Source organism: Mesorhizobium sp. M7A.F.Ca.US.010.02.1.1, from assembly GCF_004023085.1.
In the GTDB taxonomy this organism is placed as follows: Bacteria; Pseudomonadota; Alphaproteobacteria; order Rhizobiales; family Rhizobiaceae; genus Mesorhizobium.
In genome coordinates this window covers 61372-75373 of record NZ_RZRV01000011.1, presented here as the reverse complement: position 1 = coordinate 75373, position 14002 = coordinate 61372, and the positions used below count along the sequence as shown (strand labels likewise).

General features: G+C 63.6%; 12 protein-coding genes. 5 read left to right on the top strand and 7 right to left on the bottom strand.

The genetic code is table 11. The features are described 5' to 3' along the window. Positions 1–13 precede the first annotated feature (13 nt). From EOA19_RS14420 to hemP, 5 genes are read right to left on the bottom strand one after another with little or no spacing between them, the layout of a single operon-like run. Positions 14–802 (bottom strand): heme ABC transporter ATP-binding protein, encoded by a 789-nt coding sequence (locus tag EOA19_RS14420; RefSeq protein WP_023812243.1) that lies wholly within the window; start codon positions 800–802, stop codon positions 14–16. A gap of 6 nt (positions 803–808) precedes the next feature. Continuing rightward, a complete protein-coding gene (locus EOA19_RS14415; RefSeq protein WP_128303990.1) occupies positions 809–1906 on the bottom strand; it encodes an iron ABC transporter permease in 1098 nt (365 codons plus the stop codon). An 11-nt stretch (positions 1907–1917) separates the two neighbouring features. Further along, entirely contained in the window at positions 1918–2826 is a 909-nt protein-coding gene (locus EOA19_RS14410; protein ID WP_128303989.1) for a hemin ABC transporter substrate-binding protein, read from the bottom strand. Between the two features lie 10 nt (positions 2827–2836). Further along, positions 2837–3898 (bottom strand): hemin-degrading factor, encoded by a 1062-nt coding sequence (locus EOA19_RS14405; protein WP_128303988.1) that lies wholly within the window; start codon positions 3896–3898, stop codon positions 2837–2839. A 23-nt stretch (positions 3899–3921) separates the two neighbouring features. Beyond that, positions 3922–4128, bottom strand: a complete 207-nt coding sequence (hemP, locus tag EOA19_RS14400) for a hemin uptake protein HemP (RefSeq protein ID WP_023757683.1) — start codon at positions 4126–4128, stop codon at positions 3922–3924. Positions 4129–4326: 198 nt separating this feature from the next. On the opposite strand from hemP, the gene EOA19_RS14395 reads away from it, so the two are divergent. From EOA19_RS14395 to EOA19_RS14380, 4 genes are all read left to right on the top strand, one after another. After that, positions 4327–6537, top strand: coding sequence for a TonB-dependent hemoglobin/transferrin/lactoferrin family receptor (locus EOA19_RS14395; RefSeq protein WP_128303987.1), 2211 nt, complete (start codon positions 4327–4329; stop codon positions 6535–6537). Between the two features lie 5 nt (positions 6538–6542). Next, positions 6543–6986 (top strand): hypothetical protein, encoded by a 444-nt coding sequence (locus tag EOA19_RS14390; RefSeq protein WP_023812248.1) that lies wholly within the window; start codon positions 6543–6545, stop codon positions 6984–6986. A 91-nt stretch (positions 6987–7077) separates the two neighbouring features. Continuing rightward, entirely contained in the window at positions 7078–8091 is a 1014-nt protein-coding gene (locus EOA19_RS14385) for a TonB family protein (protein ID WP_348629835.1), read from the top strand. 60 nt (positions 8092–8151) lie between these two features. Beyond that, positions 8152–8466 (top strand): antibiotic biosynthesis monooxygenase, encoded by a 315-nt coding sequence (locus tag EOA19_RS14380; protein WP_023812250.1) that lies wholly within the window; start codon positions 8152–8154, stop codon positions 8464–8466. Between the two features lie 13 nt (positions 8467–8479). Here EOA19_RS14380 and putA read toward each other — a convergent pair whose 3' ends face one another. Then, on the bottom strand, positions 8480–12091 hold the full coding sequence (gene putA / locus EOA19_RS14375; RefSeq protein ID WP_128303986.1) for a bifunctional proline dehydrogenase/L-glutamate gamma-semialdehyde dehydrogenase PutA: 3612 nt from the start codon (positions 12089–12091) through the stop codon (positions 8480–8482). A 162-nt stretch (positions 12092–12253) separates the two neighbouring features. Between putA and EOA19_RS14370 the strand changes: the two genes are divergently transcribed. Next, positions 12254–12706: an Lrp/AsnC ligand binding domain-containing protein gene (locus EOA19_RS14370; protein WP_023812252.1), complete on the top strand. Its 453-nt coding sequence runs from the start codon at positions 12254–12256 to the stop codon at positions 12704–12706. A 94-nt stretch (positions 12707–12800) separates the two neighbouring features. Here the strand turns inward: EOA19_RS14370 and EOA19_RS14365 are convergent, their stop codons facing one another. Beyond that, a complete protein-coding gene (locus EOA19_RS14365; protein WP_128303985.1) occupies positions 12801–14000 on the bottom strand; it encodes a cytochrome c peroxidase in 1200 nt (399 codons plus the stop codon). Positions 14001–14002 lie beyond the last annotated feature (2 nt).

The following is a 14002-nucleotide window of genomic DNA, read 5'->3' as shown; positions in this document are numbered from 1 at the left end:
GGTTTGCAATAAATTAAGCTGCTGACTGAGGCAGCACGAACGGCATATTGCCGGCCGGCAGCACGCCGACCCTGAGCCGGCAGTCGAACACTTTTTCGATCAGGTCATCGCTCAGCACATCCCGCGGCGACCCGGTGGCGGCGAGCCGGCCGCGATGCATGACGAAGATCCGGTCGGCATACATGGCCGTCAGATTGAGGTCGTGCAGGATGGCGACCACGCCGCCGCCCCTTCTGGCGAAGTCGCGGGCAATGTTCATGATGATCAGCTGGTGCTTGATGTCGAGACTGGAAACCGGCTCGTCGAGGAACAGAAAGCGCGGCTTGCCGTCGAGCACCGGCGCCCAGACCTGGCACAGCACGCGTGCGAGCTGAACGCGCTGTTGCTCGCCGCCCGAAAGCTCCTGGTAGAAACGGCCGGCAAAGCCGTCGAGATCGACACGCGCCAGCGCCCGTTCCGGCAGCCGCGCATCCTCGCCCGGCAGGACGCCTGAGCGGCCGCCGACAAGGCCAAGCTTGACCACTTCCCGCACGGTGAACGGGAACGACAGCGTCGTCGCCTGCGGCAGCACAGCGCGATGGACGGCCACCTCGACCGGCTTCATCGTCGAGAGATCTCGGCCGTTGAGGGCAACGCGCCCGGTATAGGCGAGTTCGCCGGAGAGTGCTTTGAGGAAGGTCGTCTTGCCCGAACCATTGGGGCCGACGATGGCGGCGATCTCGCCGGGCCGCGCGTGGAAATCGACACCACTGACGATAGGCTTGCCGGCGATATCAACCGAAACATCCTTGGCCTCGATCATCAAGCCTCACAAATCAACCACGCCGCGCTTGCGCAGCAGGATCCAAAGGAAAAACGGCGCGCCCGCTATCGCGGTGACGATGCCTATCGGCAGTTCGGCCGGCGCAACGATGGTGCGTGCGACCGCATCGGCCAGAAGCAGCAGCGAGGCGCCGAGCAGCGCCGACGCCGGCAGCAGATAGCGATTGTCCGGACCAATCAGCAGGCGCAGCAGATGCGGCACCACGATGCCGACGAAGCCGATGCCGCCGCTGACGGCGACGGATGCGCCGACCGCGGCAGAGACGCCGACGATAGCCGTGTATTTCAACCGCTGCACCGGAATGCCGAGATGACCGGCGGTCGCCTCGCCAAGCGCCAGCGCGTTGAGGCCGCGTGCCAGGAACGGCATCGCCGCCAGCGCCAGCACGATGATCGGCCCTACCGACGCGATCTTCGCCCAGGTCGCGCCACCGAGCGATCCGAGTTGCCAGAAGGTCAGGTCGCGCAACTGGCGATCGTCGGCCATGAAGATGAGGATGCCGGTCAGCGCCATGGCGAGCGCCGCCAGCGCGATGCCGGCAAGCAGCATTGTGGCAACCGAGGTTTGCCCCCGCCGCGTCGCGACCTGATAAAGCACCAGCGTGGTGGCGAGCCCGCCACAGAAGGCCGCCAGCGGCAATGCGAGCGTGCCGAGCAAGACGGTCACCGGAGCCAATATCGTGGCGCCGAGCACGATGACGGCAACCGCGCCGAGGCTGGAGCCGGCCGAGACGCCGATCAGGCCGGGGTCGGCCAGCGGATTGCGGAACAGTCCCTGCATGACCGCGCCGGAGACCGCGAGCGCCGCGCCGACCAGCATGCCGAGAATGATGCGCGGCAGGCGGATGTCGTAGACAATCAGGCTGTCGCGGGCGCTCACCGCGGCGTCATCAGGCACTGTGCCGAACAGCCAGTCGCCAATGACGTTGACGGCCGAAGCGTCCGAAGCCCCCGATGTCAGCGACAGAAAAATGGCAGCCGCGAGCCCCAGGCACAGCAGAAGGATGACGATGCGGGCGCGGCCCGACCGGTCGCCTTCGGATACGCTTGCCATCACCGGGCCGGCGATCGATTGATCGACCATGATCCGCCCGTTCAGTCCGTGACCTGCCCGCCATAAAGCGAGACAGCGAGGTCGTGGATGGCATCGGCCGTGCGTGGCCCGAAGCCGAGCAGATAGGCACCGTCGATGCGGATCAGCTTGCGCGCCGTTCCGGCCGGCGTCGAGGCGATCGACGGATTGCCGAACAGTTCGTCGTCCGACACCGGAGGCCCGGCATTGCTCATCATCAGGATCACGTCCGGTCTGGCGGTTATGATCGCCTCGTCGGACATTTGCTTGTAGCCGGAAAAGCCCTCGACCGCGTTGACGCCGCCAGCCAGCTTGACCATACCGTCGGCCGCGGTCTCGCTTCCGGCCGCCAGGATCTTGCCGCCCTGTATCGACAGCACGAACAGGATGCGCTTGCGCTCCTTGATCGACGCCGTCTGCTTCTCAGCTGCCGTGAGCTTGGCATCGAGCTCCCCGGCGAGCACCTCGGCCTTGGCATCGACGCCGAGCGCCTTGCCGACGATACGGACCTTTTCGAGGATGCCTTTGTGGCTATAGTGCTCGGGCACTTCGATGAACGGGACGCTCGTCTTCTTCAAGACATCGACGGCTTGCTTGGGACCGCTGCCATGCAGCGCCAGGATGCCGGTCGGGTTAACCGACAGCACCCCCTCCGGCGACAGCGCGCGCATGTAGCCGACATCGGGCAGCTCAAGCGCCGCCTTTGGGTACCGGCTGGTGGAATCGCGAGCCACCAGATGCTTTTCCTCGCCGAGCGCATAGACGATCTCGGTGATCGAGCCGCCAACGGCCACGATTTTCGAAGGATCGGCAAACACGGCCGTGCCTTCCATGGCGCTAGCGGATTGCAATGCGATAACAGCCATGGAGAGACCGATCACCGGCCCGAAAATAGATCCGCGCACGGTCGACAATCTTGGGAAAAAACGCATCGCATTTTCCTCAGGCTGCGGTCGGGTTTGGGATGCGCGGCAGGTTTTCCGCCAGGAAGCGCCAGTCGTCCCGCTCGCTTTCGCCTTCATGACGCTTGCCGAAGAACTGGATGAACATCTTGCCGTCGACGTCATAGACCTCAAGCGAGGTGACATGACCGTCCTTGGTCGGCTTGCGCACCGCCCAGACCTCCTGGATGTGGTCGGTCCGCAAATGCAGGTGGAAGGTTTCGTCCAGCACGTTGATCCATGGCCCCATCGGCTTGATCGACTTGATCGGACCGGAATGGATCTGGATACAGCCGCGGTTTCCCACAAAGCACATGATCGGCATCTCGCCCTCCGCAGCGTGATGAAACATGGCACGGACGGCATCATTGTCGAGCTGCCAGGCATAGTCTTGCCCGACCAGGCGGACCGCCTGCCGGCGGCTGAGCTTCAGCGTCTTCAGCATGCCGAAGAACTGGTGCACATCGGTCAGCCGGCTCCAGCGGTCGCGGAGATCGTCGAGATTGGCGGTCGTTTCGTCGCCATAGATCTCGTCATCGGGGAGTGGTCCTGAAATGTCGACCGTCGGCTCCTGATTGGACGATTCGAGCGCGGCAACCAGTTTCTGATAGGCATAGAGGCTGGAGGCCGGACGCAAATGCACCTTGTGCACGGCCTCGCCCGCCGCATCGAAAAACTGCAGGCTGCGGCGGATTTCGTCGCCGTCTCGCTTCTCGACGGCAAAGCCGTGTGCCCAGACCTTCGGGAAGATGCGCAGGTCGATGTTTTCGCCAAGCACCATGGCATTGTGGTTGCCGGTGACGACTTTGTCATAGACGCCGATCTTCTCGTGCACCGCGCTTTCATTGCGGGTCAGCGCCATGACCTCGCCGACGGCTTCGAGACCGGTCAAAAGATCGTTGACGCGTGGCTCGACACGGACGACGCCGTCGCCGCAGTGGGCTGCGACCAGCTCGGCCTCCGAAATGCCGAGCTGGGCGGCGAGATCACGCTCGCGCGTCTTCGGATTGTCTGTCCGTGCCCGCCGGATTTCATGCGGGGCGGGTTTTACGCGCTGGTCCATGTCTTGGTCCCTGTGGCCTTGCCTTACTTGTTGAGAATGAGCTTGCCCTGGCGGGTGATCTTCAGCCGATAGAGCGCGCCATGATGCTCGATGCCGATCTCGTGCTCGCCCTGGAACAGGGTGTTGCTGGACAGGGTTCGCACCGCCAGCGGAACCCGGTCGAAACGGGCGGAGGCATCGTCGGAACGGCGGACGCGATAGCGAAAATCGTTGGGATTGTGGGTGTTCATCTGGATGGATCCCTTTCCTGTGCCGGGCGTCTGGCTAGGCGTTGCGTAATCCGATTCATTTCTTGACTTGAATAATCATGTTTACTAGTCAGTGCAATACCGGATTAAATGAGTCAACATTTAAGACCCCGGACATGATCAAAAATGCCAGCCAGCCCCGGGCCAGCCAGCATGAAACCTGGACTTTGGAGTTGGGGCATGGGGTTTGTGACTTGGGAATGGCGCGGCCGGTCGGCGGCGAACGGCGCAGCGGCTTTGCTGGCAAGCGTGGCGGCGATCGCCTTGTCGGCGCAGCTGGCCAACGCTCAGCAGGCGGCGCAGCCGGCGGACCAGCAGACAGATCAAACGAAGAAGGCCGACGAAGAAAAGGCGGCACAAGCGGGCGCAACGCTGCTCGACAAGATCCTCGTCATCAGCCGCACCGGCGAAACGGCGATCGAATCGCTGGCATCGACCAGCCATGTCGGCCAGGAACAGCTCGACCGCCGCATGGCGACGACGCCGAACGAGATGCTGCTCGGCGTGCCTGGCGTCGCCGCGCAGGCCGACGCCAGGCGTGTCAGCACCAGCATCAACATCCGCGGATTGCAGGATTTCGGCCGCGTCGCGGTGATCGTCGATGGCGCGCGCCAGAATTTCCAGCGCTCAGACCACGGCACGCAGTCGACCTTCTACATCGACCCCGAACTCGTCAAATCCGTCGACGTGATCCGCGGTCCTGTCGCCAACACCTACGGCTCGGGCGCCATCGGCGGCGTTGTCTTCTTCGATACCAAGGACGCCGAGGATTTCCTCAAGCCGGAAGAAACATGGGCCGGCTCCGTCACGGGACGCTATGAGAGCAACGGCAAGGGCTGGACAACAAGCGCATCCGGTGCCTACCGCCTCAACGAGAACTGGGATGTGCTCGGCAACATCGTCTACCGCAACTATGACGACTACAAGGATGGCGGTGGCGACACGGTCAAGGGCACGGGCTTCGATGTGCTGAGCGGTCTGCTCAAGACCACCATCCGCCCGACCGACAACAGCGAACTGAAGCTCGGTTGGGTCGGCTCAAGCGACGGCTGGAACGAGATCAGCGGCGGCGTGCCGGTCAATGAGGTCGACCTGAAGTCGAACACCTTCACCGCCCGCTACAACATTACGGATGAGGACAAGAGCTGGCTCGATCTCCATATCAACACCTCCTACAACAAGACCAATCTCGATCTGACCAGCCTCGTGCCTCTCAACCGGTTTGATCCGAGCACCGGCCTTCCCGTTGTTTTGCCGGCTGGCTCGACATCGACATTCGACATCGGCACGACCAGCATCGACATTTGGAACACGTCCAGATTCGAGACTGCCGCCATCGCGCACGAACTGACCTATGGCGGCGACTGGGCCGGCGATAACGTCGAGACCGGCGGCACGGCCGGTGGCGACAGCTTCTATACGCCTTCCGGTAAGCGGAACGTCTCCGGCGCCTATGTCCAGGACAAGCTCACCTGGGAGTGGCTCGAAGTCATCGCCGGGCTGCGTTACGACAATTACAGCCTCAAGGATGACACACACGAAACGTCGGGGGACCGGTTGTCGCCGCGCATCACCGTCGGCGTCTCGCCTTTCGACAGCGCCAGCCTTGCCGGCCTGCAATTCTACGGCACCTATGCGGAAGGATACCGGTCACCCTCCCTGTCGGAAACACTGATCAGCGGTCGCCATCCGGCGGGTGTCACCTTCCCGTTCCTGCCCAATCCCAATCTGCGGCCGGAAACCGGAAAGACCGTCGAATTCGGCGTCAACTACAAGCAGAATGACATCCTCGAAGCCGGCGATGCGCTGCGCATCAAGGCAGCCTATTTCAACAACGATGTCGAAGACTACATCGATGGCGTTACCCTGTCGCGGTTTGACCCGACAGCCGGCTGCCCGAGCGGACCCGGTATCCCGATATGCTTCCAGTACCAGAATTTTGCCAAGGCCAAGATCGACGGCTTCGAACTTGAGGGCGTCTATGATGCCGGATGGGGCTATGCCGGGCTTTCGGCCTCAATCACCAATGGTCATACCATTTCCTACAAGGACGTTCGGGCCGACCTGCTGACCATCCCCTCATCCCAGGTCACCGCGCAGCTCGGCTTACGCTTCCTCGAGGACAAGCTGACCGTGGGCGGCGAAGTGCAATACAATGGCAAGCCCAAGGGCAATCCGATCGCCGAGGACTACACGCTGGTCAATGCTTTTGCCAGCTACCAGGCGACGGACAATTTGAAGATTGATTTCCGCGCCGACAATCTGTTCGATGTCAAATACGCCAACCCGCTCAACCTGACCACGGCCGGCCAGCCGCCGCAGCCGGTCTTCGCGGCCTACGAGCCCGGCGTCACTCTGAAGCTGGCGGCGACGATGCGATTTGGAGGCTGATGACCATGACGAGCTTGATGACATCCCTTCGTCTGCTGACCTCGATGCTGGCGATGTCGCTTGCGATGGTTCCGGCGTGGGCACAAGAGTCCGCGCCGGTCCCCGCACTCACCCTAGAACTCAATGGTGCGCAACCTTCCGACAAGGGTTGCCGCCTGACGTTCGTGGTCAACAACAATCTCGGCGCCGACCTGTCCAAGGCTGCGTTCGAGATCGCCTTGTTCAACGAGGCAGGCGTCGTCGACCGGCTGACCGTGCTCGATTTCAAGGAATTGCCGGCGGGCAAGACCAAGGTGACGCGTTTCGATCTGGCCGGCACCGAGTGCTCGAAAGTCAGCCGCGTGCTGATCAACAGCGCGACCGAATGCACCGGTACCGGCGTCGAACCGAACGCCTGCATGCGCAAGCTGAAGACGGACACCAAGACCGGGATCGCTTTCGGCGTCTGAGGTGGGACTGCATCCCGCATTCCTGCAAAACAATGCGGCGTGGCCAGTTGCCGGCCACTGCCGACTGCCGCTGCGAGCGAACGATCTTGATTTGACAATTCTGCTCTTGTCGCTGCAGGTCTCGCGGCGAGACATGCAGGATATCAGTCCCCTCCCCGAAGCCAGCGCCGAGCTGGCGATAGAGCCAACCGAGCCGCTCGCGCTGCCGCGGCCATCGGCCTGGAACCGCAAGTGGACGGCGGCGATCGTCGTCTCCTGCCTGCTCCATGCCGCGGTGGCAGCGGCCTTTCTGATCTCCCCTACGGGGATTTCCAGTTTCCAAGATGCCGAGCAGCCGGAAGGCAGTGAACAGTCGGGCACCAACGTGGTCGGCAGCGCGCTGGACAAGGACCCGACGGCAATAAACGTTGCACTGGTGCCGAACCCGCAACCCGCCACACCACAGCCAGCAACGCCGCCCAAGCCAACGCCGCCAACAGAGCCTTCGCAACCCGCGAAGGACGCAGCAAAGCCGCTCAAGCCTTTGCCGGAACCTGCCAAACAGCAGACGGTGACGCCCGACATATTGGTGGCCGGCGCCCCTCGCCCCGATGACCAGAGCGTGGCTCCCAAGGCCGAAACGCCGGCGCAGCCGATCGTGCAGGCCGAGAGCGCCGAAGTGCCTGTCGCCGTTCCAGAGCAGCCACCGATCCCCAGCGCCAGGCCAACGTCGGCAGCTGCCCCTTCAAAGACGGCGGATGAGAAGCGCGGCACGGCGAATGGCGAGGACCGGTCGGCGCAAGCAGCCAGCAAGGGCAAAAGGCAAAAAGAGGCAGGCACGGCCGCGGAAGACAATTACCGCGGCGATGTTTTTAGAAAACTCGGCAGCGTCAATCGCACCCTCCCGCCTTCCCTACAGCTGGCGGCACGCAACAATGCGGTTGTCACATTCGTCATAGGCAGGAAGGGCAACATAAACGAGTTGCGCATCCTGGAGACCTCAGGGTCGGCGGCTTTCGATCAGGCGGCGCTTGGCATTGTCCGCAAGGCAGCCCCCTTCCCTCCAATTCCACCACAGGCAGCAAGCGCAAATTTGGAGTTCGAGACCGAAATCGGCCCATTTTGAATGTGCGCAGAACAAACGCTGCAGCCGCCAATCATCAACATCCGCACGAAAGGAACCGCCATGTACATCGCCATGAACCGCTTCAAGGTGCAGACCGGCTCGGAGAACGATTTCGAAGCCGTGTGGAAGAACCGCGATTCCAGCCTCGCTGAGATGAAGGGTTTTCGGGAATTCCACCTGCTGCGTGGCCCGGTCAACGAGACCGAAGGCTACACGCTGTTTGCGTCGCACACGGTGTGGGCGAGCCACGAGGATTTCATCGCCTGGACCAAGTCGGAGAATTTCCGCGCCGCCCATCGAAATGTCGGCACGACGAAGGTCCACTATCTCGGTCACCCCCAGTTCGAAGGTTTTTCGGTCGTCGAAGGCGCTTAAATACTGGCCGGGCTCAAGCTCCGGCCAGCAGGCTCGCATTGCCGCCGGCGGCGGTGGTGTCGACGCAGACAGCCCGTTCATGTGCATAGGCCGCCGGGTTCAGTACCTCGCTGACCAGCGGCACGATCGGGCCGGAGCGGTCGGCGATGACCTTGCGCACGATGCGTGCAGCCTCCGGCGTGCCCGAAAAGGCGACGACATCGACGCGCAGTGAGCGTGCTTCGACCGGATCCGGCCGACCATCGATGGCGGCCAGCGGCAAGCCCTTGCCGGTCAATGGGGAAAGGGCAGCCGGTGCGCCGGGCGCCACGGCCAGCACCGCATTGCCGGCGGCGAGCGCCTGGATCGTCTGCGCCAGCAGCGTATCGCCATCGGGACCGAGGCACAGCACCCGTCCGCGTGGCGAGAGCGAGAGCGTGTTGGCCTCGCCGGTCGGCCCGGGCAGGTCGATCTGGCCGAAATCGATGCCGGCGGCCGCACCTATGGCCGCAGCACCCTTGCCGCGCAGATGCTTCCTCAGAATGGCGATCCGGTCCGGACGCGTCGACCAGCCGCCAAGTGTGGGATCAGGCAGATTGTCGGCAAGCTCGGTCGCCGTGACCTTATGGCCATCCTGCAAATGGGTGCCAGCCTCCGGCCCTTTGCGGAACCGGCGGAGGTAGTGCGGGCCGCCGGCCTTCGGCCCGGTGCCTGAAAGCCCCTCGCCACCAAACGGCTGCGAGCCGACCACGGCGCCGATCTGGTTGCGGTTGACGTAGATGTTGCCGGCATAGATGCCGTCGACGAAATGCTGCACGCGGCCCTCGATACGGGTGTGCAGGCCGAAGGTCAGGCCATAGCCCTTGCGGTTGATGGCGGCGATGACCGCGTCGATTTCGTCGGCGTCGAACGTAGCGACATGCAGCACCGGCCCGAACACCTCGCGCTCCATGTCCTCGATACCCTTGACCCGGAAAACATGCGGCGCGACGAAGCGACCTTCCTTCGGCGCCTCGAGCTTGGCGATCAGCCGGCCCTGCAGGCCCATTTTCGTGCAGTACTCGCGGATCGAGCTTTGCGCTTCGTCGTCGATGACAGGGCCGACATCGGTCGAAATCCGCCAGGGATCGCCGATGCTGAGCGCCTCCATGGCGCCCTTCAGCATCTCCAGCATCTTCTTCTCCACGTCCTTCTGCACATAGAGCACGCGCAGTGCCGAGCAACGCTGGCCGGCACTCTGGAAAGCCGAGGCGAGGATGTCACGCACCGCCTGTTCGGGCAGCGCGGTGGAATCAACGATCATGGCGTTGAGGCCGCCCGTCTCGGCGATCAGCATGGCGTTGGGCGCGGCCGTCTCGGCCAGTTGCTTCTCGATCAGCTTGGCGACCTCGGTCGAGCCGGTAAAGCAGACGCCGGCGATGCGCGGATCTGATGTAAGCGGCCCGCCGACCGATGGGCCGTCGCCAGGGAGCAACTGGATGACGTCTTCCGGCACACCGGCCCCGCGCAGCAGCTCGACAGCCCGGAAGGCGATCAGCGGCGTCTGCTCGGCCGGCTTGGCGATGACCGAATTGCCGGTGACAAGTGCGGCCGCGATCTGGCCGGTGAAGATGGCGAGCGGGAAATTCCACGGCGAAATGCACACGATGGCGCCGCGCGCTTGCGTGCCCGCCTCCGCATTAGCCGCCTCGGTGGCGTAGTAGCGCAGGAAGTCGACCGCCTCGCGCACTTCGGCGACGCCGTCGGCCAGCGATTTGCCGGCCTCGCGGGTGGCGAGTGCAAAGAACTCGACGGCATTGGCTTCATAGAGATCGGCGGCACGGTTGAGGATGGCAGCGCGCTCGGCGACGGAACGTTTTGCCCATGCCGGCTGCGCTTCCACCGCAAAGCGCACGGCGGTCGCGACTTGCTTGGCGGCGGCTTCGCTGACCGTACCGACCACTTCGGAAGGCTTTGCTGGGTTGACTATGGGACGCTGCTTGCCGTAGCCGGCGGCACGGGTGATCGGCTTGGCATGCCAACGATCCGGCCCAGCGAAGGCCGCCCTGGCCTTGTCGATCGCCGCCAGCGTCACCGTGTCGGTGATGTCGAATCCTTTCGAATTGCGACGCTCGGCCCCAAAAATCTCGGAAGGCCGGGCAATCGCCGGATTGGCGGCCGGACCCTGGCTCTCGACCGTTTCGAGCGGATCGCGCGCAATGTCCTCCGGCTCGACGTCCTCGTCGGTCAGCTGGTGCACGAAGGAGGAATTGGCGCCGTTCTCCAGCAACCGGCGGACCAGATAGGCCAGCAGATCGGAATGCGCACCGACCGGCGCGTAGATGCGGCAGCGCGTGCCTTCGGACCGGCGCACCGTCTCGTGCAGCGCCTCGCCCATGCCGTGCAGGCGCTGGAACTCGAAGGAATGGCGATTATCCGCCATCGCCAAGATGGCGGCGACGGTGTGGGCATTGTGGGTGGCGAATTGCGGATAGATGCGGTCGGTCATCGATAGCAGCTTTTTCGCGCAAGCCATGTAGGAAACGTCGGTGTTGGTCTTGCGGGTGAAGACGGGATAGCCTGACAGTCCGAGCGTCTGCGCCCGCTTGATCTCGGTGTCCCAATAGGCACCCTTGACCAGCCGCACCATGATGTTGCGGTCGTATTTCCTGGCCAGCGCATAGAGCCAATCGATGGCGAAAGCCGCGCGTGGCCCATACGCCTGCACCACCACGCCGAAGCCGTTCCAGCCGGCGAGCTCCGGCTCGGCCAGCACCCGCTCGATGACGTCGAGCGACAGATCGAGGCGATCGGCCTCCTCGGCATCGATGTTGAGGCCCATACGCGAATGGCGCGCGGCAAGCGCCAGCGACAAGAGCCGCTCGGCCATCACAGGCAGCATCTCTTCCTTCTGCGCCACCTCGTAGCGAGGATGCAGCGCCGAAAGCTTGACCGAAATGCCGTGGTTCTGCCTGATGTCAGGACCGTTGGAGCCGGAATCGAGCGACGAAATCGCGTCGGCATAGGCCTTGTGATAGCGCAAGGCGTCGGCCTCGGTGCGGGCCGCCTCGCCCAGCATGTCGAAGGAATAGAGATAGCCCTTCTGCGTCATCGGCCGGCCGCGCTTGACGGCTTCCGTGATGGTGCGGCCGAGCACGAACTGCTCGCCCATCTCGCGCATGGCGGCGGCCACCGCCTTGCGGATGACCGGTTCGCCCAACCGCCGCACCATAGAGCGCAGCGTGCCCTCGATGCCGCCCTCGCCTTCATCGAGGACGCGGCCGGTCAGCATCAGCGCCCAAGTCGAGGCGTTGACGAAGATGGAGCTCGAACCGCCCGAATGCGCCGACCAGTCGTGCGGCGCGATCTTGTCGGCGATGAGGTCGTCCATCGTTTCGGTATCGGGCACGCGCAACAGTGCCTCGGCTAGGCACATCAGCGCGACGCCTTCCTTGGTGGAGAGACCATAGGCCGAGAGGAAGACTTCCATCAGCCGGGGATCGGACGAACCGCGCACCGCCCGCACCAGATCGGCGGCGCGGGCCGAGATCGCCTTGCGGTCTTTCCCGGAGAGCGCCGTCGCGTCGGCAAGCCGCTTCACGGCCTCGTCTTCATCGGGCAGGTAGTTGGCGCGGATCTGCTGGCGGATGGCATCGAGCGCTGGCATGGCGGTCCCATGGATCGAGCAAAGGGATCGGGCCGGCGGTCACCGGACCGAATGGTGGAAGCTAGCACAGATGCGAATTTTCAATCGGTCCGAAGAAATCGACATTGCAGGTCATTCGATCTATCGTAGCAGCTCAAAACCGACATATGGACTGCATTTTCGATGACAGAAGACCAATTGGACCGCATCGACAGGAATATCCTGGCGGCGCTGGCAAGCGATGGCCGGCTTTCGATGTCAGAACTGGCGGCAAACGTCGGCCTGTCGAAAACGCCGGTGCAGGCGCGGGTGAAGCGGCTGGAGAAGGACGGCTACATCAGGGGCTACCAGGCGATCATCGACCGCGAGCGCATGGGCGAAGGCCATGTTGCATTCGTCCAGGTGAAATTGTCCGACACCAGGTCCGCCGCGCTCGATGCCTTCAACCGATCCGTGCAGGCCGTGCCGGAAATCGAGCAGTGCCACATGATGGCGTCGAGCTTCGACTATCTGCTGAAAGTCCGCACCAGGGACATCGCCGCCTACCGCCGCGTCCTCGGCGAACGCATCTCGGCCCTGCCCCACGTCGCCCAGACCTCGACCTTCGTGGCGATGGAGACAGTCAAGGATCGATGACCATGATCCCGAAAAGGGGAAGCCGGTTTTCGGACAAGATCATGGTCAAACGTAGAGCCCCATCCCGATACATCGGGATGGATCGGGCTCTAACTCACTCCGAAAGCGTCTTCAGGAAAGCCACCAGCGCCGCACGTTCACGATCCGACAGCCCCAGCGGATGAACTTCGGACGTACCCTCCACGCTGGGTGCAGCCTTGGCGTAGTGCGCCACGACCTCGTCGAGCGACGAAAACTGCCCGGCATGCATGTAGGGCGACCGCGTTGCCGCACCGCGCAGCGACGGCGTCTTGTAGGCGCGGATCAGTTGCGGGCCATCCTTGACCATGAAGCGCAACTCGCCGCAGGCGCTGGCGTCGCCATCGCGATAGGCGCCGAAACAGTTGAACGGGTCGGCTTCGACTTGGCGCACCGCATCGATGCGGCCGCGGTCCGGCGGCAGGCCCGCAATGGGTGGCACGCCGGTGTTGTGAAAGCTGTTGTCGGTGAAGCGCGGGCCGTTGTGACAGGTCACGCAATTGGCCTTGCCGATGAACAGTTTCAGCCCAAGGATTTCTTGCTTGGAAAAGACCGCATGGCCTTTCGGCTCAGCGCCGGTGACGAGATCCAGCGCAAAACGGTCGAAACGCGTCGGCGCCGGCTCGATCGAGCGTTCGAAGGCGGCGATCGCCTTGCCGATATTGGCAAAGACGCCGTCGATTGCGCTGCGCTGCGCGCCGCTCATCGCATTCCAGGCCGCCTTCTCGGCATCGTTTCCAAGCGGGCTGGCATTCGACGGCATGCCCGAAAGATCGGGCAGCGGCCCGAAGATGCGCTCATAGCGCTCGCCGAAGCGCGCCTTGATGTAATGCGCGTAGGCGGTGCGGTTTCCCGCCTGCTCCAGCGGGTTTTCGAGCGGCGTCAGCGCTTGCGCCCACAGGCTGTCGCGGCGGCCGTCCCAGAAGAACCAGGGATCGCGCGCGACGCCGGCCAGCGGCATGGTGCGCCGGCTGGTACGGCCGACCCCGACCGCCTGCGGCAGGTCGTCCTGGAACTGGCGGTCGATCTTGTGGCATGTCGAACAGGATATCGACCCGTCACCGCTCATGCCTTGGTCGAAGAACAGCGTCGAGCCGAGTGCGGCAGCCGCCGGCACGTCGGCAAAACGATTGGTGGTGTCGGGCTTGAGCGCCGGCAGCGACGACAGCGCCAGCGAGGCGATGGTCGTCTTCTCGGCGTCGGAAAAATCCGGCTTCGTGCAACCGGTAAGGACAACGGCCACCATTAGCGCCAGAAAACGCGAACGCCGCCTCATGT

Coding starts and splice junctions, on each gene's coding strand:
- EOA19_RS14370 (WP_023812252.1), top strand. CDS start 12,254: ATGACAGAAGACCAATTGGACCGCATCGACAGGAATATCCTGGCGGCG.
- EOA19_RS14420 (WP_023812243.1), bottom strand. CDS start 802: ATGATCGAGGCCAAGGATGTTTCGGTTGATATCGCCGGCAAGCCTATC.
- EOA19_RS14365 (WP_128303985.1), bottom strand. CDS start 14,000: ATGAGGCGGCGTTCGCGTTTTCTGGCGCTAATGGTGGCCGTTGTCCTT.
- EOA19_RS14415 (WP_128303990.1), bottom strand. CDS start 1,906: ATGGTCGATCAATCGATCGCCGGCCCGGTGATGGCAAGCGTATCCGAA.
- EOA19_RS14405 (WP_128303988.1), bottom strand. CDS start 3,898: ATGGACCAGCGCGTAAAACCCGCCCCGCATGAAATCCGGCGGGCACGG.
- putA (WP_128303986.1), bottom strand. CDS start 12,091: ATGCCAGCGCTCGATGCCATCCGCCAGCAGATCCGCGCCAACTACCTG.
- EOA19_RS14390 (WP_023812248.1), top strand. CDS start 6,543: ATGACGAGCTTGATGACATCCCTTCGTCTGCTGACCTCGATGCTGGCG.
- EOA19_RS14395 (WP_128303987.1), top strand. CDS start 4,327: ATGGGGTTTGTGACTTGGGAATGGCGCGGCCGGTCGGCGGCGAACGGC.
- EOA19_RS14380 (WP_023812250.1), top strand. CDS start 8,152: ATGTACATCGCCATGAACCGCTTCAAGGTGCAGACCGGCTCGGAGAAC.
- EOA19_RS14410 (WP_128303989.1), bottom strand. CDS start 2,826: ATGCGTTTTTTCCCAAGATTGTCGACCGTGCGCGGATCTATTTTCGGG.
- hemP (WP_023757683.1), bottom strand. CDS start 4,128: ATGAACACCCACAATCCCAACGATTTTCGCTATCGCGTCCGCCGTTCC.